Here is an 18,805-nt window from a genome sequence, read left to right on the forward strand (position 1 = left end):
GGATTAGGAAATCCCGAACAGCGGCTTATTGTGTAGAATTTTCACCCTTACCTATTACTGTTGCCTGGAAAAAGAATAAGGGAAAGCACTTTCCTTTGTGCCTCTTTGCATATTTGGTTTCGGCCCCATCTCAAACTTCAGCTTACCACCTTTCATCAAATCAAAGTGATCTAGCCAATTGCGGTCATAGGTTTTGCCGTTGAACTTGAGCGATTGCACGTAGCGGTTCTCGTCGCTGTTCTTAGGGGCCTCAATGGTCAGCTTCTTGCCGTTTTCCAGAGTAACAGTCATTTTAGGAAAGAGTGGTGCGCCCAACACGTATTGGGTGGTGCCGGGGGTGACAGGGTAGAAACCTAAGGCACTGAACACATACCAAGCCGAGGTCTGGCCGTTGTCCTCATCGCCAATGTAGCCGTCTGGAGTGGGTTTATACATACGGTTCAAGGTTTCGCGCACCCAGTACTGCGCTTTCCAGGGGGCGCCAGCGTGGTTGTAGAGGTAAATCATGTGCTGGATGGGCTGGTTGCCGTGTGCGTACTGACCCATGTTGGCAATCTGCATTTCGCGTATTTCATGAATAACACTGCCGTAGTAGCTGTCATCGAATACCGGTGGCAGCGTAAACACCGAGTCCAACTTTTTTACGAAGTTCTCTTTGCCGCCCATCAAATCAATCAACCCCTGCACATCATGAAACACGCTCCAGCTATAGTGCCAGCTGTTGCCTTCGGTAAAGGCGTCGCCCCATTTGAAGGGGTTGAACGGAGATTGGAACGTGCCGTCTTGGTTTTTGCCGCGCATAAGGCCGGTGCTGGGGTCAAATAAGTGGCGGTAGTTCTGTCCGCGCTTGGCGTATAGATCAATCTCAGCCTGTGGTTTGTTCAGGGCTTTGGCCAGTTGGTAGATGGTGAAGTCATCATAGGAATACTCCAGGGTACGGGCGGCGTTCTCGTTGATTTTCACGTCATACGGAACGTAACCCAATTCTTTGTAATACTCTGCGCCCTTGCGTCCGATGGCGGAAATTGGCCCCTCGTTGTTGGCACCGTGCAACAGCGCCTCATACAGTTTTTCAATGTCATAGCCGCGTAGGCCTTTGATGTAAGCATCTGCCACTACCGAGGCCGAGTTGTTACCCACCATAATATCGGCATAGCCAGGGCTAGACCACTCGGGCAGCCAGCCGCCCTCCAGGTAATCATTCACCAGACCCGCCTGCATTTCTACGTTAATGCTTGGGTACAGGAAGTTCAGGAACGGGTACAGTGCCCGGAACGTGTCCCAGAAGCCGGTGCCGGCGAAGCGGTAGCCGTCATGTACTTTTCCGGTGTAAGGGCTATAATGCACTGCTTTGTTCTGGGCGTTCACCTCGTACATTTTGTGCGGGAAGAAGAGCGTGCGGTAAAGGCAGGAGTAGAAAGTCCGCTGCTGCTCATCGGTGCCGCCCTCTACTTTTATTTTGCCTAAGGTGGTGTTCCAGAGCTGGCGGGCCTTCTCTTTGGTAGCCTCAAAATTATCCTGTGCCAGTTCGCGCTTTAGGTTCAATTCGGCCTGCTCAAAGCTGATGAATGAAGAGGCAACTTTCAGGTTCACTTGCTCGCCGTCGTTTGTCTTGAACCCAATCACCGCGCCTGAGTGGTTAGAGGTGAGTTCTAGGGTGTCATTCCCAGTCAGGCTTTTGCCTCTGAAGGTGCGCGCAAGGGCAATTGGTTTGTCAACGTAAATAACGAAGTAATTCTTAAAGTCTTTTGGGTTAGAGCGGGCGGCGCGGGTGGTATAGCCTATAATCTTTTTTTCCTTCGGAATCACTTTAATGTAAGAGCCACGGTCTAAGGCGTCAATCACAATAAAGGAGCTGTCGGCTTTGGGGTAAGTGAATCGGAACTGGGCGGCGCGCTCGGTGGGGGTGAATTCGGCGGTCACGTCATGGTCGGCTAGGTACACGCTGTAATGATAAGGCTTTGCGACTTCAGATTTATGCGAAAACCAGCTGGCGCGACCATCCTGATCGAACCGCATTTTTCTGGTCACCGGCATAATGACAAACTGGCCGTAGTCGTTCATCCAGGGGCTGGGCTGGTGTGTTTGCTTGAAACCTCTTATTTTGTCGGCATCGTAGGTATACGCCCAGCCGTGGCCCATGGTGCCGGTTTGGGGCGTCCAGAGGTTCATTCCCCAGGGCACGGCTACGGCAGGGTAGGTGTTGCCGGTAGAAAGCTCTGGCTTAGAATCAGTACCCATGAGCGGGTTTACCAGTTCAGCGGGTTCAAAAGGAGCGTCTTTCTTTTTTTGAGCGGTGGCGGAAGAGAAGCAGAAAAAGGAGGTACAAAGGAAAAGACAGAGTCTCAGGCTATTCTTCATTTGTTTTCGGGCAGTTTTTAGAAAAGTAAGGCTAAAATAGAAAACTTCCTTTAGAGCCTCTTCAACTTTAAAACAATTGTGGCATCAGCGAAAGCTTTTTCCAGGAAAAAAAATTGGATTCACCTGTTTTAGACCTGTTTTATTGAAAACAGGTCTAAAACGAAGAAAGGCAGGATGTTCTCCTGCCTTTCTTCGTTTTTTAGATCTACATACATTATTTCTGCCGGTTGGTCTGGCTGGAAACATACTCTACAAAATCACCAACAGTGCGAAGGGGTACTTCGTCGGGAATGTTAATTTTAAAGATTTTCTCTAGTTCCCAAATAATACTCACCACATCAAAGGTATCGAAACCGAATTCTTTGTTGAGGTCAGCAGAAGTGCGAAGCCTGGAGGGCTTAATGGATTTTACGTTGCTGATTACTCTTAAAACCTTCTGGGCGACAGAAGGGGAAGTTGCGGGAATCATATCTGTAGAAAGTAAAGACTTTAATCAAATAAATGGTATTAGAAATTTTTAACCGAAGCACTTTGAAAGCCTTCAGATAAAAGAGCCGCAAAAGTACTCCGTCTGATCCGTATACCCAAGGGCAAGTGCAGTTTCATAAAGGAAAGTCAGAAAAGCGGGCACAAAATGCGCCCGCCTTTCTCATCATTCATGATCTCAGGTGGTGTGTTGTACTTATACTAAAGCCACATGGCCATGCTCTTCTTTCTTGGCTTCCAATTCAGCGGTTTCACGCTCCAGTTCTTCGGCGGTCTTGTCAATCAGCACAATCTCAGTTTGCTTGTCCCAGCCGAACTTGGCCAGTATGCGGTCAAAGCCGTAGTAAATAACTGGTACCACAATCAGGGTGAGGAACATAGAGGAACTCAAACCCCCGATCAAGGCCCAGGCCAGGCCATTCTTGGTGGCGCCTACGGAGCCGCCTGCCAAAGCAATCGGCAACATACCAAACACCATGGCCAGGGTGGTCATCAAAATAGGGCGGAAGCGGATGCGGACGGCTTCTATCAAGGCGTGTTTTACCTCGTGGCCTTCTTTCTTCATCTGGTTTGTAAAGTCTACCACCATAATGGCGTTCTTGGCTACCAGGCCAATCATCATGATAATCCCCAGAATGGAGAATATGCTCAAGTTTTGCGCGGCCAGGGCCAGGGCCAACAAAGCCCCAATAATAGCCAGCGGAATAGAGAACAATACTACCAGCGGGTACACATACGAGTCATACAGGGCCACCATAATCAGGTACACGAAGATGATGGAGGCCAGCAAGGCCAAGCCCAGCGTACCGAAACCTTCGCTTTGGTTCTTCAAGTCACCGGCGTAGTCAACGGTTACTCCGTTAGGTACTTTAATCTCAGCCATTCTTGCCTGAATCTCGGCACCCACTGAACCAGCCGGCCGGCCGATTACCTGCGAGTTCACGTTCACAGAAGTTACCCGGTTGGTACGTTCCAATTGCGACGGGCCGGTAGATTGTTTGATATTGGCAAACTGCGCCAACCGAATCAATTGCCCCTGACTGTTCACAAACGACATGTTGCTGATATCGGAAACGCTGCGGCGGTCAAACTCATCTAACCTAATGTTGATGTCGTAGTCCTGGGTGCCGGAGCGGAAAGTGGCGTTGTCGTCGCCGTTGAAGGCCATGCGCATGGTGGCGCCCACCATCTCCAGTGACAAGCCCAGGCTCGCCATTTTGGCCCGGTCAACTTCCACTTCAATTTCGGGGTTACCGCCTTCAACAGATACCTCCGCATCTACGGTACCGCCCACTTTCTCTATCTCACGCATTACTACTTGTGAGAAAGCCATCAGGGTATCTATATTTGGGCCGGAAAGCACCACCTGAATTGGAGCCTGGGAGTTTCCTACCATGCCTACCGGCACCGGGGTTACCTCCACATCGGGTAGTTTGCTTTCAATGTCGGCTTTGGCCTGGCGGCTGAATTTCTGGGTGCTGAACGCCCGCTTACTTACATCTACCAGCGTAACGGACAGCTCGGCTTTGTTGGCGGAGTTCTGCCCGGCTTGCGCCGATGCCGTGGTGCCCACCGTGGTAAACACTTTGTCTACTTCCGGGATAGACTGTAGGTATTGCTCTACCTGTTTGGTAGCGAAGTTTGTTTGCTCAACTGTGGCATTCTTAGGGAGTTCCAGCTGTAAGCTTACTTCGCCCCGGTCACCGGTCGGGATAAATTCAGAACCGATAAACCCAAGCGGAACAAGAGCAAAAGAGCCTACTAACAATAGGAATGTCACCGCCAGCGTGATGAACTTGTGGTTGAAAGCCCACTTCAGGGCACCAGTGAAACCGTCAATCACTCTATCCAGGAAACGCTCAAAGGAAAGAATAACGCGACCAAAGATGGTTTTATCTGACAGGTGCTCCAATTTAGAGAAGCGGCTAGCCAGAAGCGGAATAAGGGTAAAGGCCACGAAAAGTGAAATCATGGTGGCCACGGCCACTACCACAGCAAACTGCCGAAGAATATCTGACACCAGGCCCGTAGACAAGGCAATAGGGATGAACACCACCACAATTACCAAAGTAATGGAGGTAACGGTGGCACTGATTTCCTTAATACCATCATAAGCCGCCTGGGCCGGAGATTTACCCATTTCCATGTGGCGGTAAATGTTCTCAATCACCACAATGGCATCATCTACCAGAATACCAACTACCAGCGAAAGCGCCAGCAACGACATCAGGTTCAACGAGTAACCCAACAGGAACATCACAATAAACGTGGCCACCAAAGAGGCCGGAATGGAAATCATCACAATCACGGCGTTACGCAGCGAGTGCAGGAACAACAGCATAACAATGGCCACCAGCACAACAGCAATCATTAAGTCATGCAGTACCGAGTCGGCGGCCTCCATGGTGAAGGTGGAATTATCAGAGGCGATGTTGAATTTCAGGCCTTCGGCGGCGTACGTTTCTTCCAGTTGAGCCAGGGCTGCAAGAGTTTTCTCACTTACTTCCACGGCGTTGGCATCTGACTGTTTCTGAATGGTGATACCCACTGAGGCCGAGGAGTTGATGCGTGTGAGTACCTCAATGTCTTTCTGGGTGTCCTGCACTTCGGCTACATCAGAGAGGCGCACTATACCGTTCTGGTCTTCTTTGATAACCAGGTTCCGCATTTGGTCTAATGACTGGAACTTACCGGCTAACCTAATCTGGGTCTGGCCATTCTCGTCTTTGATTTTTCCGGTAGGGAAATCCAGGTTGGAGTTAGCTATTTTCTGTTGCACCTGCAGAATGGAAAGCCCATAAGCTTCGAGTTTGCTGCCGTCAATGTTTACCTTAATCTCACGCTCCTGGCCGCCCAGAATCTTGATGGCCGCCATGCCCGGTACTCTTGACAGTTCCGGCGTAATTTTGTCGTCAATCAGGTCGAAGAATTCGGTAGGGGCCATGTTGGCCGTGGCACCCATTCTAATGATGGGTAAGTCGTCCAGGTCAAATTTGTTCAGCGTGGGCGCCTCTACGCCATCTGGTAAGCGGGAAAGAATGGTGTTGATTTTCCGTTGGGCATCTTGCAAACTCAGGTCAACATCGGTGCCCTGGTTCAGATTGACCACAATCATGGAGAAGCTTTCCAAGGAGGTAGACTTCATCTCCTTCACGTTCTCCAGGCCGGAGAGCGCGTCTTCAATCTCTTTGGTTACGGAGTTTTCCACCTCGTTAGGGGAGGCACCCGGGTAAATGGCGGTTACCGTAATTACCGGCGGGTTGAATTTGGGCAACAGCTCGTAGTTCAGGGCACTGTAAGACACCACCCCCAACAGGGTAAGCACCGTAAAGACCACCACCACCAGGGTTGACCGCTGTATGGATATTTTGGTTATGTTCATGTTCTAGTACCTTCTGGTTAAAAGAATTTATTTCTGTTAAAGCGTTGTCACTTGAATACCTTCACGGAGGTTTATCTGTCCGCTTTGTACCACTTTCTCACCTGCCTGCACCCCTTCAATTATCTCTACCTGGTCTTGCATCACGGCGCCTACTTTCACTTTGCGCAGGGCGGCTTTCCCGTTCTGCACCACGTACACGCTAGGGTTCTGCACGCTGCCTACAATGGCCTGGCGGGGCAGCAACAGGGCGTCGCGCTGGTCGGCTACTTCAAAGAAGGCAGTGCCATACATACCGGCTTTCAAGTTATTGTTGGCGGCATTTTTCACCTCAATCTCCACGTCATATTTCAGGGTGGCATCAGATTGGGCGGCAATGGCGGTCACAGTACCCTCGTATTCAGTTCCGCCGCCGGCGTTGGCGTTTACCTTCACTTTGGTTCCTTTCTTCACCATCAGTACTTCGGCTTCAGAAACCTTTACTTTCAGCTTCAGGCGGTCAACGTTCACAATGTCATAGAGCTTGGTGCCCATGTTCAGGAAAGAACCTACTTCAATATACATCTCATTGATCTCGCCGCTGATGGGGGCTGTGATGCGGGTTTTGGCCAGACGCTGGCGGGCGGCTACTAGCTGGGCTTTCGTAGCATTCACGTTCAGGCGCACTTCTTCCAGCTGGCGTTTGGTGATGGCTTCGCCGGCGGCCAAGTTCTCAAAACGGCCCAGGTCTCTTTGGGCTTTTTCATAGTTAGCCTGGGCGGTGGCTACGTCGGCGGCCATGGTGTTGCTTTCCACCTGCACCAACAGTTCACCGGCTCTTACTTTGTCGCCTTTGCGTTTGAGCACCCGTTGCACCTGACCTGAGGTTTCAGACATCAGGGTGAGGCTTTGGATAGGCGCGAAGTTGCCCTGGGCGGTAAAGGAACGGTCTATTTTAGCTACTTTGGCCTCTGCCATAGACACCGGAATGGCTTCAGATTTCAGCTCTGAAACGGCCGCGTTGGTGGCCATTTCCTGCTTGTTCTTGTTCAAGGTATAGGCGGCGGCGCCGATAAGTAGAACCACTACGAGGATATAAAACAGTTTTTTCATTTTTTTAAAGTGTGCGGTGCGATTAGTTAAGAAGGTTTTTGATTTCGCCGCGGGCTCTGATGTAGTCCAGCTGGGCTATTTGATATTTAAGTTGTTCATTGTTTAAGTTGGTGCGGGCCTCTCGAAGGCTCACTTCGGTGCTCAGGACATCGGTAAGAGGAGCCAAGCCTTCTTTATACAACTCATTCGTGTTGCGGTACACTTCCTGGGCCAGCTCCACATTCCGCTCCTGGGCTTGAATGGAGGCAAGGCTGGCTTCCATCTGGCGGATGCTGTTGTTCAGGGCCATTTGAGTGTTGCGTGCTGCCAGGCTGATATCATAGTCTACTATGCGTACTTCGTTCTGCGCCTGTCTTATCTGGTTTCGTCGCTGGAAACCATCAAAGATGGGAATGTTCAGCTGCAGACCTACCGCCGCCGCCTGAAACCAAGGCTGGCTGCCGTCAAAGAAGTTGAACTGGTTACGCTGGGCATTGTAGTTCAATTGCCCGAAACCGCTTAACGTAGGGAAGTAGCCCGCCTGAATGTTCTTCACGTTCAGCTCGTTCAGGCGCTTCTGGGTAAGTAAAGTCTGGTAATCTACTCTTTGCGCTAATATGGCTTTGGCGTCTTCAACAGGAGGTACCAGAACGTTCAGGAGATTGGCAGTTGCTTCTGGAATCTCAATAGGCTCATCCATGGGCAGGCCCATAAAGAACTTGAGGCCGTTCAATTGCTGCTCATAGGTGGCGGCCAGGGTTTGGCGCTGATTTTCCAGGTTTATCTTGTTTACGGTTACCCGGTTGTATTCCACTTTGGTGGCCACGTCGTTGCGGTACTGCAAATCCAGTATTTTCTCCAATTGGTCCAGTCGGTTCAGGTTAGCCTCTATGTTCTTGAACTGCTCTTTGGTTTGCAGCAATTGCAGGTAAGAGGAGCCCACGTTGTAGAGCACGTCTTCCTCACTCATGCGGGTGCGCAGGGCGTAGAGGTCGCGGGTTGTGTTGGCAGCCTCCAGTCCTACAAAGAAAGACTTTCGGAAAATGAGCTGCTGCACTTCCAGACCGCCCTGGGCCGCGTACTTGGTCCCGAACCGTACCGGAACTAAAGTGCCCGGCTGACCGGCAATTTCACCGGGTAGCAGCTGAACAGGCAAGGAAGGGTTCATGGTAAAGCGGCCGTTGGCCGATAGCTGGGGCAGGCCGGAGCCTTGTGTTTCTTTGATTTTATACTCGGCGCTTTGCTCGTCTTGCAAGGCTTTTTTCACGTTCTCGTTGTTGGCTACGGCAAAGCGCAGGGCTTCCTGCAAGGTTAGTACCTTGCCCTGCGGCTGCGTTTGTGCATAGCTAAAGCTGGCTACCAATACCAGTAGAAAGCTCAGGAATAAGTGTTTTTTATTCACGGTTTTAGAATTATTATTTGGTTTGTAAAGTATTTTTTAGTTCTGAAAAATGAGAACTAAAATATTAAAAAAATTATGCTTTTCTTTCTTTTAGCCACTTTTCCATGAGCAAAGGCACCTGGCTTGACAGGTATTCCATAAACTCAAAGCGATCTTGCACCAGTTGGTTCATCTTTGGGTTGGCATCGCCGCGTAATTCATTGGCTTGTCTCATTAATTTGCTCATTGCTAAGATGCTGTTCATTTTAGAGATGACCTCTTCGTGCCAATTTTCCCGCAGGGCACTGAAATAGCGTTTCCGGTCGCCAGAAAAGGTAGTGTACTCAATAATGCGCACCTGTAGTAACAGGTTAAGCGCATTACTGGTCGCACTTTTGCTGATGCCCAATGTTTCAATAATTTCCTCAAAGCTCAGGTACTGCTTATCAGCCACAAACAACAACCCCATGATACGGCCCACTACCGGCGGAAAGCCCTGCTGCTCATGGTAGATGCCGATTTTTTCAATCAGCTGCTTCTGTTCTTGATTAAGGTTTACCACAGTGTTCTTCGTTCGTTTGGTGTTAGAACGTTACAAAGATAGATATTTGTTTCTTTAGTTCTTAACTTTAAGAACTAAATTTTTTTAATTATTTCGTCTATGAAATAGGTCGCTAAAATAGAAGGTTTTGCTGGCAAATGAAATAAAAGCGCGTTTTTAGACTGTTTTCCAAAAAATTGGCCATAAACAGCAATGAGCCGATCATGTAAGAACGGCTCATTGCTGTTAAGTGTAATAAATGTTTTTGTTGTTCAGCCGAAGATGGTATGGTAGCTGTTTTAGGGAATTTATCTGTTGTTGCGAACCGGCACTGGTATTGGTTGTAGTGTAGAGCCCCTCAACTTAGACACCAATTCTTTCAGTAGTTCGGCAAGTGTTATTTTTATTGTTGTAGACATGAGAGTTTCTAAGTAAGTCAAAGTTTAAAGTTAAACAAAAAAGTCAAAGCCTTGGCTAAAGGTTTCAACTAGGTACTACGTTGGCTGTCGTAATAATGACCTCACTAATAACGGAAATTTTTATAAAAACTTATGAATTGTTCCGGTACGGCTGCAAGATTCTCACGAGAATAGCCAAACAGCTGAGAAATGAAAAATCATCTTCTCCATTGTAAGGTATTTCTATGAGAGAGAACATTTGCTTGGGTTTAAAAATTCACTCAAAAAAATAGTAAAATTCAAATCGGTAAGTTATTGGTTTTACCCCGAGTTTCTTTGCTCATTCTACGGGAAATTATTAGATGTGACTAAGAGCTTATTCAAGCTTATATTAGATTCACAGTCATCATGATGTAACTAAATCTATAAGCAACGGTAGTTAGTAAATAGTTGTTTATAAGTAATTTGTGTTTGCAGTTGTAGATATATTATTCTTCTATAGTAGAAAATATATGTTTTGGCAAGATGTTTGGTTACTAAGAGATAAGTGACCTTACTATTTCTTTCGTTTCACCGTTAGGCTGAGTAGCTACATCTCCCGGACTATCAAGCTTAACACAGATAAGTAGTTATATGAAAACTTTTATGCAAAAGATTGGGGCTCTTGGCGTGATAGCGCTAATGGTCTTTAGCCTACTGAGCAGCAATCAGGCTCAGGCAGGTCCTCCGGGTGGGAGAGTTTCCTTCCAAGTGTTTTATGATGAACTGAGCCCTTACGGCCGCTGGATCAATGATCCTGATTACGGATACGTGTGGTCGCCAAGAGTGGAGATGGGGTTTCAGCCCTACGCTACCCGTGGCCACTGGGTCATGACCGAATACGGCAATACCTGGGTATCTGACTATGACTGGGGTTGGGCTCCGTTCCACTACGGCCGCTGGATGTACGATGATTTTTACGGCTGGCTTTGGGTTCCTGGCAATGAATGGGGACCGGCTTGGGTAGACTGGAGGCATAGCAACGGCTATTACGGCTGGGCGCCCATGGGGCCACGCGTTACCTACGTAGTGCCTGTAACCCGCTGGGTATTTGTGCCAGTCATGTACATAACCAGCCCACGCATTTACAGCTACTGTGTGCCGCGTACGCAGGTAGTGAACATCTACCACAATACCACCATCATCAATAACTATTACGAGCGCGATAACCGCAAATATGTTTACGGGCCCAGAACCCAGGATATTGAACGGGCCACCAACCGCAGAGTAGAAGTTCGTCGGTTAGAAAATGACAGCCGCCCAGGTAGAACAGCCGTTGCTGATAATTCTGTTCGTATTTACCGCCCTGAGGTAGAAACCAGAAGGAGAGAGGCTCCAGCCAGAGCTGAGGCAACTGATAGCCGTGCTACCCGTACCAGAGTGGCAAACTCTGTTGAATCTCCTAGCAGAACAGACCGTTCCAGCACTACTGGCAGAACACGTTTAACAGAATCGAACGAGGATATAACCAAAACTCGCACTTCTGAAAGCCGTGAAGAGTATGGCAGAAGCCGTACTGAGTCTGGCACTGAGACACCTAGCCGCGTAGTTAGAGAAAGAAGCACCCGTACCCAACCTGATGCAGATAATTCTGATACCTTCCGCCCACGCAGGAGCCAGGAAGCACCTGTTCAAACCGGAGGCGAAACGTATCCGGCAACAAGACAGCGGCAATACCCAGCTTCTACCTCACCAGCCACCACTGGTGACACTGACAGCTACGGGCGAAGAAGCAGAAGTGAAGCAGGTAGAACTGAAACCGCCAGATCAACTGAGACCCGCACGGGAACAATGGAGCGTCAGCAGCCGGTTCGGCAAAGCAGGCAGGAGGTAAGCCCAACACCAGCTCCGACTCAACGTCAGGTTACTCCACGGCAGGCACCGTTAAGGCAAGAGTCTTCCCCAGCCCGCAGCAGGGAAAGTAGCCGGGGCAGTAGAAATTAAGTTTAAATGCGATAATGAATGACGAAAAGCCGCACCTCTTTGAGGTGCGGCTTTTTTTGATGTTTTAGCCTTAGATTTTAAAAAGTGAGCAAAAAAGATGTAGTGGTCCTGAATGAAGGCTATAACTATTTAGGAGCATTACGCTGAGGTGATAATATTAAAATGCTTTATTAAGGCAAATGCAGTTGGTCTCTACCGAACATAATCACTTGAATGCTTAATTTAAGCACTGCTTGTTCATAGTACATAGCAGACAATCAGAACCAAAATTACAGTGAGGCCAATCAGTAGAGTAAGGGTTGCCAACTCTTTGGTTGAGAAATCATCTGCATCACCTTGCAGAGCAGAAGCTACATAATCCCTATTCAGGCTTTTCTTAGTATTTGATTTTTGTGCTACCCTTGAAAAGGGGAATGGCTTAAGAAGGAAAGACATACAGGTCGTTCTGATCTGGTTTTGTTGAATAGTTTGAGGGAATGCGAAATTTTAGAAAGCCTATTGACAAAAGGAATCATTATCAGCTGGGGGGAAGACTGATAGGGGGATGATTCCTTTCGTCAGTTGTCAATAGGTATGTAACAAATGTAGGTAGGTTTTGCTCTCTAAAGAAGGAAACTTTACGCAGTTCTGTAACATGTATTAAATACTATAAAATGCTTTTTATAAGCTTGTAAGGCTGTTTTGTGTTTCTTGAGTGTTAAAAATAGTAGAGTTTTGGCAGTGTTTGTAACATGAAAGAAATTTCAGATTGCCGCTGCCAGAGCGATAAAAAGAAGTTTAAGAGTGTTGAGCCGAGTTGTTTCTCCTGTTTTAGAGCTACTTTTTGAAAAATGGGCTTAAAGCAACAATTTCTATTTTGATAGAATGCGCAAATATTGAAGTAAGCATACCTCACTAAAGAGGGCAACAGCTGGAAAGCCTATGTGATGCTTCTATCAAAGTTTTATAGTTGATGTTTTGACTCATTCCAGTTATGTGATGCTTCTGTTTTTACCTCCATTTTCGAATAGGAGCGCCAAAACATAGTTAATTAAGTGGAAGTAAAAGAAAAGCCCCGCCTCACCAAATGGCAAAGACGGGGCTTAAAACAATGAAGGGAAAATGTAATCGTGTTACTTGACACGATTTACCTAATACTAAAACAACTGGTACTTCGACAGCTCTTTGCTCGGCAATTCTGATTCACCCATCAAGTAGATATCTATAGCTCTTGCGGCTTCACGTCCGTCAGAAATGGCCCAAACCACCAAAGACTGGCCACGGCAGGCGTCGCCGGCGGAGAAAACCCCAGGGACGTTGGTTTGCCAGTTGTCCAGCTTGAAGTTACCGCGGCGATCAAATTCAAACTTGAAGTTGGCCATGAAGGCATCGTGCTCCGGACGCTCGTAACCAATGGCAATCAGAGCCAGGTCGCAGGGCAGGATCTTTTCGCTGTTTGGTTTCTCAGTGTACTCACTTTGGTTTTTCCACTCCAGCTCCACTACCCGCAGTCCCTTCACGTTCCCGTTCTCATCGGCAATGAACTCTTTGTTCAGCCAGCCCCAGCTACGCTCGCAGCCTTCCTCATGTGACGAGGAAGAAGAGAACGTGGTGGGCCACTCTGGCCAAGGGTTAGTGGGGTGCCGTTCAGTGCTGGGCATGTAGCGGTATTGCAGCTGCGTGATTGATTTGGCAAACTGACGGTTGGCCGTACCTACGCAGTCAGACCCCGTGTCACCACCGCCAATCACTAGCACATGTTTCCCGAAGGCGTTGATGTCACTTTCCGGAGCAATTTGAGCACCGTCTACCCGGCGGTTCTGTAGACCCAAGTAGTCCATGGCGAAATGAATGCCTTTGAGGTGGTTACCCGGAATAGAAATGGCGCGGGGCTTGGTAGAGCCAATGGCCAGTAAAACCGCGTCATACTTGCGGTACAATTTTTTGAGGGTAGTTTCCTGCCCAATGTTGCGGTTGAATTTGAAGCGGATGCCTTCTTCTTCCAAAACAGCTAAGCGGCGGTCAATTACCCACTTCTCCAGTTTGAAATCCGGAATACCGTAGCGGAGCAAGCCGCCGGCTTTCTCGTCTTTTTCGTACACCGTTACCTTATGACCCGCTTGGTTCAGCTGAGCCGCAGCGGCCAACCCAGCTGGTCCGGAGCCTACAATGGCTACTTTTTTGCCGGTGCGGTAAGCAGGCTGTTGAGGTTTAACCAGACCAAGTTCAAAAGACTTTTCAGCTATTGATTTCTCAATGTGCTCAATAGCCACTGCTGGTTTGTTGATGGACAACACGCAGCTGCTCTCGCAAGGGGCGGGGCAAATGCGGCCGGTGAACTCAGGGAAGTTGTTGGTGCTGTACAACACTCTGATGGCCCGCTCCCAATCACCCTCAGAAACCGCATCGTTGAAATCCGGAATGAGGTTGCCCAGCGGACAGCCGTTGTGGCAGAAAGGAACGCCGCAGTCCATGCAGCGGGTAGCCTGTATTTTTGTTTTTTCCTCTGGAAAAGGAAGGTAGATCTCGTTAGAGTCGTTAACGCGTGCTTTCGGGTCGCGGGTACCAGGCAGTTCACGGTTATATTTTAAGAATCCATCTGGTTTTCCCATTACGCCAGTACTTTTTCGGTTTCAGTTTCTTTTACTTGCAGCGCCTTTTTCAGGTCGTGCGGCATCACTTTCAGGAAGTGCAGACGGTGCGTTTCCCAGTTGGTCAGGAATTCTTGTGCCAGTACGCTTCCGGTGTAAGTTAAGTGCTCCTGCAGCTTCTGCTCAATCCAGACAAGATCTTCCGCCTCTGGTGCTTCCAAGCCAACCATGTCTAAGTTACATTGCTCCACGTGGCTTGGGTCAGGGGCGTAGAGGTAAGCAATTCCGCCGCTCATACCTGCCGCAAAGTTCTTACCAATGGCACCCAATACCAGCACCTTTCCGCCGGTCATGTACTCACAGCCGTGGTCTCCTATGCCCTCCACTACGGCTTCGGCTCCTGAATTCCGCACGCAGAAACGCTCACCGGCCAAACCGTTGATATACACTTTACCCGAGGTAGCGCCGTAGAGCGCCACGTTGCCCGTAATGATGTTCTCATGCGCCAGGTACTGGCAATCCTGAAAAGGCTGAAGTATGATTTTCCCGCCAGAAAGTCCTTTGCCCAAATAGTCGTTGGCTTCGCCGCGCAGGCGGAAGGTAATACCCGGAGCCAAAAATGCCCCAAAGCTTTGCCCAGCCGAGCCGTAGAAAGTGGTGTTAAAAGTATCTTCCGGCAACCCATGCTTCCCGAAGTTCTTCGAGATTTCAAAAGATAACATGGTGCCCACCGAGCGGTCCACGTTGATGATGCGGTACTCTACATCTGTGTTGCCTTTCTTCAGGTCACGGATTAACTTTTTGTCCAGCACTTTGCTGATTTCGTGGTCTTGCTCAATCTGCTTGAACGTACCTACGTTTTTAGGAACATACTCCTGGTGCAAGATAGGAGACAGGTCCAGGTTCTTCAGTTTCCAGTGGTTCAGGTCGGTTCTGATTTTCAGAATCTGCGACTGGCCCACCATCTCGTTGACCGTCCGGAAGCCCAGTTGCGCCATAATCTGCCGCATTTCCATAGCCAGGAACGTGAACAGGTTTACCACATGGTCAGGGTCGCCGGTGAAGAGTTTGCGCAACTCAGGATCTTGCGTAGCCACACCTACCGGGCAGGTATTCAAATGACACTTGCGCATCATTATACAGCCTTCCACAATCAATGCGGCAGTAGCTACACCATATTCCTCGGCTCCTAACAAGGTGGCAACTACAAGGTCTTGTCCGGTTAATATCTTTCCGTCAGTTTGCAATGTTACCCTGCTCCGCAGGTTGTTCTTGATAAGTGTCTGGTGCGCCTCAGCTAAACCAATTTCCCAAGGCAGACCTGTGTGACGGATAGAGCTCAGCGGACTCGCGCCCGTTCCGCCATCGGCCCCAGAAATCATAATAGCGTCAGCTTTGGCCTTGGCCACACCCGAAGCAATGGTTCCTACGCCCGCTTCAGCCACTAACTTCACGTTGATTCGGGCTTTAGGGTTTGCGTTCTTCAGGTCGAAAATTAATTGCTTTAAATCTTCAATGGAGTAAATATCGTGGTGCGGAGGAGGTGAAATTAAGCCTACGCCTGGAGTAGAGCACCGCACACGGGCAATCCAATGATCTACTTTATGGCCGGGCAGCTGACCGCCCTCGCCAGGCTTAGCGCCCTGGGCAACCTTAATCTGGATTTCATCGGCGTTGGCCAAATAATGGCTGGTTACGCCAAAGCGGCCCGAGGCCACCTGCTTCACGCGTGATCGTTCAGAATCGCCGTTCGGGCGCTTGATGTAACGTGCTTCGTCTTCGCCGCCCTCGCCGCTGTTGCTCTTGCCGCCAATGCGGTTCATGGCAATGGCCAGTGTGCTGTGTGCCTCATAAGAAATAGAGCCGAAAGACATGGCACCCGTCGCAAAGCGCTTCATGATAGCCGAAACCGGCTCCACTTCCTCTAACGGTACCGACTGACGCTTACGGAACTCAAACAAGTTTCGGAGCGTGATCGTAGATTGATGGTGTTCCCGAATAGCCTTAGAGTACTCTTTGTACAACATAAAGTCATTCAGACGAGTCGATTTCTGCAGTAGGTGAATCACCTTTGGGGATAGCAGGTGCTCCTCACCGTCGCGGCGCCACTGGTAGAAACCGCCGGACTCCAGCAGGTTCTCCAGATCTGGGAACGCTGATTCGTGTTTTGTCAAGGCCTCACGCTCCAGGTCTTCGAAGTTCAAGCCTTCCAAGCGGTTCACGGTGCCTCTGAAGCATTTCTCAATCACTTCCTGCCCTAAGCCCAGAATCTCAAATATCTGAGAGCTCTGGTATGACTGCAGCGTGCTGATGCCCATCTTAGATAAGATCTTCAATAGGCCGTTATCTACTGCCTTAATAAAGTTCTGGAAGTAATAGGTATAGGGCTGGCTGTTGTCCAGTTTCTGCTGGTCATGTAAGCTTTTGATGTTGTCGTACACCAGGAACGGATATACGGCACTGGCACCATAGCCAACAATAGTGGCGAAATGGTGGGTCTCCCAAGCATCACCGGCTTCTACTACCAGACCCGCTTTGGTTCTGATGCGCTTCTCAATGAGGTGATGGTGTATGGCTCCAACCGCAAGCAATGACGGAATTGCCGCCCGCTGCTCCTGAATATTGCGGTTAGAGATAATCAATATTTTCTTGCCCGCGCGTACCGCAGCCTCAGCCTCGGCGCAGATGCGGTCTATTTCGCGCTGCAGGTTACCGGTCTCCCGGGTAGAGAACGTGGCGTCTATTTTTTCGTGTTCAAAGCCTTCTTCCTTCAGGAACACCAGTTTCTGGAATTCTACTGGATCCAATACCGGCTGCGAAATGTGCACCTGGCGGCTGTGGAGCTCCGTTTCATCCAGAATATTGCGGGACTCACCCAAGCGGGTGAACAAAGACATGACCAAACGCTCCCGAATAGAGTCAATAGGTGGGTTACTTACCTGCGCGAAGAACTGCTTGAAGTAGTTGGAAATATGCTGGCTCTGGCGCGATAAAACAGCTAACGGAGAATCAGAACCCATGCTTCCTACTGGCTCGTAGCCCGAGGCAGCCATTGGTTCCACAATCATCTTCAGGTCTTCACGAGTGTAGCCGTAGGCTTTTTGGCGCTGACGCAACTCCTCTGGGGTGCAAGGCTGCAACAGCACTTTAGGCTCAGGGCGAAGACGAAGTTTGATTCGGTTTTTCTGCAGCCACTCATAATATGGCTTGTCGTTGCACACCATTCCTTTGATTTCCTCATCCTCAAAAATGCGGTTTTGAGAAATGTCAGCGAGCAGCATTTTACCCGGCTGGAGGCGGCCCCGTTTGATCACATCTTTAGGGTCAACAGTCAAAGCACCGGCCTCAGAAGCCATGATCAAGCGTCCTGATTTTGTAACGCAATACCGTACCGGACGCAGTCCATTCCGGTCAAGCGTGGCGCCTATCTGGGTTCCATCGGTGAAGAAAAGAGCAGCGGGGCCATCCCAAGGCTCCATCATGGAAGCGTGGTATTTATAGAATGCCTTGCGGTAGGTATCCATGTGCGGATTGTCCTGCCAGGCCTCGGGTACCAGCATCATCATGACGTGTGGCAACGGACGTCCAGAAAGTGTCAACAGCTCTACCAAGGCGTCCAGATTAGCCGAATCAGAATCATCTGGATTGGTAATAGGAATGAGCCACTTCATCTCCTCCTCAGTGAACAGGGGAGAGGACATAAGGGCTTCCTTCGATTTCATTTTGTTCACGTTCCCCCGGATAGTGTTGATTTCACCGTTGTGCGCTATAAAACGGAACGGCTGCGCCAAACGCCAGTTCGGGAAAGTGTTAGTAGAGAAACGGGAGTGCACCACGGCTATGGCCGATTTAAATTCAGGGTGGCGCAGGTCGTGGTAGTATTTCTCGAGCTGATCTGTTTTCAGCTGGCCTTTATATATAATAGTGCGCGATGAGAAAGAGGCAATATAGAAAGTGCCGTTCTCGCCGCGTACGCTCTTATGGGTTTCGTTGCTGATGAGGTTGCGCAGCACAAACAGCTTGCGCTCCAGGTCTTCGCCTTTGATGCTGGGATCAACTGGCTGCACAAACACCTGCTCAATATACGGCTCCACCGCTTTGGCGCCGTGGCCGGGTACCTGGCCGTTTACTGGTACTAAACGGTAGCCAATGAGGCTCAGGCCTAGCTTCCGCAGACACGTGTTCAGAATTTTACGCGATTTCTCCCGCACCTCATACACGGCCGGAAAGAAAACCATGCCTACGCCGTAACTGCCTTCAGGGGGGAGGGTAATGGCAAACTCGGCTAATTCTTTTTTAAAAAATTCATGGGGTAGCTGCACTAATATGCCGGCTCCATCGCCCGTCTCGGGGTCACTGCCGGTAGCTCCGCGGTGTTCCATGTTCTTTAACATGGTCAGGGCATCTTTTACGGTGGCGTGGTTCTTCTGTCCGTCCAGATTTACTACACTGCCTACCCCGCAGGAGTCATGCTCTAGCTCGGGTGTATAGAGCCCTTTATTCAACTCATCGACCTGGTTCATGTACTATTTTGTCTTGTCCGTAGTAGGGTGAATGAGAAATATCGGAATAAATTTCATAATAAACAATTTAAAATAAATTAATAATATCAACAAAACGCTTGTTAGGTTGAGA

Annotated in this window: 9 protein-coding genes; 1 reads left to right on the forward strand and 8 read right to left on the reverse strand. The window is 49.2% G+C overall.

Features of this window, described 5'->3' with window-relative positions; all coding sequences use genetic code 11:
- Positions 1 to 54: 54 nt before the first annotated feature.
- The 6 genes from A8O23_RS17835 to A8O23_RS17860 all read right to left on the reverse strand — a co-directional run bounded on the left by A8O23_RS17835 (position 55) and on the right by A8O23_RS17860 (position 9,240).
- Positions 55 to 2,361 carry a GH92 family glycosyl hydrolase gene (locus A8O23_RS17835; RefSeq protein WP_066624291.1) on the reverse strand — a complete coding sequence of 769 codons (2,307 nt, stop codon included), beginning with the start codon at positions 2,359 to 2,361 and terminating at the stop codon, positions 55 to 57.
- Positions 2,362 to 2,575: 214 nt separating this feature from the next.
- Entirely contained in the window at positions 2,576 to 2,830 is a 255-nt protein-coding gene (locus A8O23_RS17840; protein WP_066624294.1) for an acyl carrier protein, read from the reverse strand.
- A 213-nt stretch (positions 2,831 to 3,043) separates the two neighbouring features.
- A complete protein-coding gene (locus A8O23_RS17845) occupies positions 3,044 to 6,229 on the reverse strand; it encodes an efflux RND transporter permease subunit (RefSeq protein WP_066624297.1) in 3,186 nt (1,061 codons plus the stop codon).
- A gap of 36 nt (positions 6,230 to 6,265) precedes the next feature.
- A complete protein-coding gene (locus A8O23_RS17850) occupies positions 6,266 to 7,318 on the reverse strand; it encodes an efflux RND transporter periplasmic adaptor subunit (RefSeq protein WP_066624300.1) in 1,053 nt (350 codons plus the stop codon).
- Between the two features lie 22 nt (positions 7,319 to 7,340).
- The gene (locus A8O23_RS17855; RefSeq protein ID WP_066624303.1) at positions 7,341 to 8,699 is read right to left on the reverse strand and encodes a TolC family protein; all 1,359 of its coding nucleotides are present in this window, start codon (positions 8,697 to 8,699) and stop codon (positions 7,341 to 7,343) included.
- A 73-nt stretch (positions 8,700 to 8,772) separates the two neighbouring features.
- On the reverse strand, positions 8,773 to 9,240 hold the full coding sequence (locus tag A8O23_RS17860) for a GbsR/MarR family transcriptional regulator (RefSeq protein WP_066624306.1): 468 nt from the start codon (positions 9,238 to 9,240) through the stop codon (positions 8,773 to 8,775).
- A 1,010-nt stretch (positions 9,241 to 10,250) separates the two neighbouring features.
- On the opposite strand from A8O23_RS17860, the gene A8O23_RS17865 reads away from it, so the two are divergent.
- On the forward strand, positions 10,251 to 11,600 hold the full coding sequence (locus A8O23_RS17865) for a DUF6600 domain-containing protein (RefSeq protein ID WP_066624308.1): 1,350 nt from the start codon (positions 10,251 to 10,253) through the stop codon (positions 11,598 to 11,600).
- 1,136 nt (positions 11,601 to 12,736) lie between these two features.
- On the opposite strand, the gene A8O23_RS17875 is transcribed toward A8O23_RS17865, so the two are convergent.
- Positions 12,737 to 14,191 (reverse strand): glutamate synthase subunit beta, encoded by a 1,455-nt coding sequence (locus A8O23_RS17875; RefSeq protein ID WP_066624311.1) that lies wholly within the window; start codon positions 14,189 to 14,191, stop codon positions 12,737 to 12,739.
- Positions 14,191 to 18,693: a glutamate synthase large subunit gene (gene gltB / locus A8O23_RS17880; RefSeq protein WP_239693440.1), complete on the reverse strand. Its 4,503-nt coding sequence runs from the start codon at positions 18,691 to 18,693 to the stop codon at positions 14,191 to 14,193. The genes A8O23_RS17875 and gltB overlap by 1 nt, the downstream gene beginning before the upstream one ends.
- Positions 18,694 to 18,805 lie beyond the last annotated feature (112 nt).

Source organism: Rufibacter roseus (assembly GCF_001647285.1).
In the GTDB taxonomy this organism is placed as follows: Bacteria; Bacteroidota; Bacteroidia; order Cytophagales; family Hymenobacteraceae; genus Nibribacter; species Nibribacter roseus.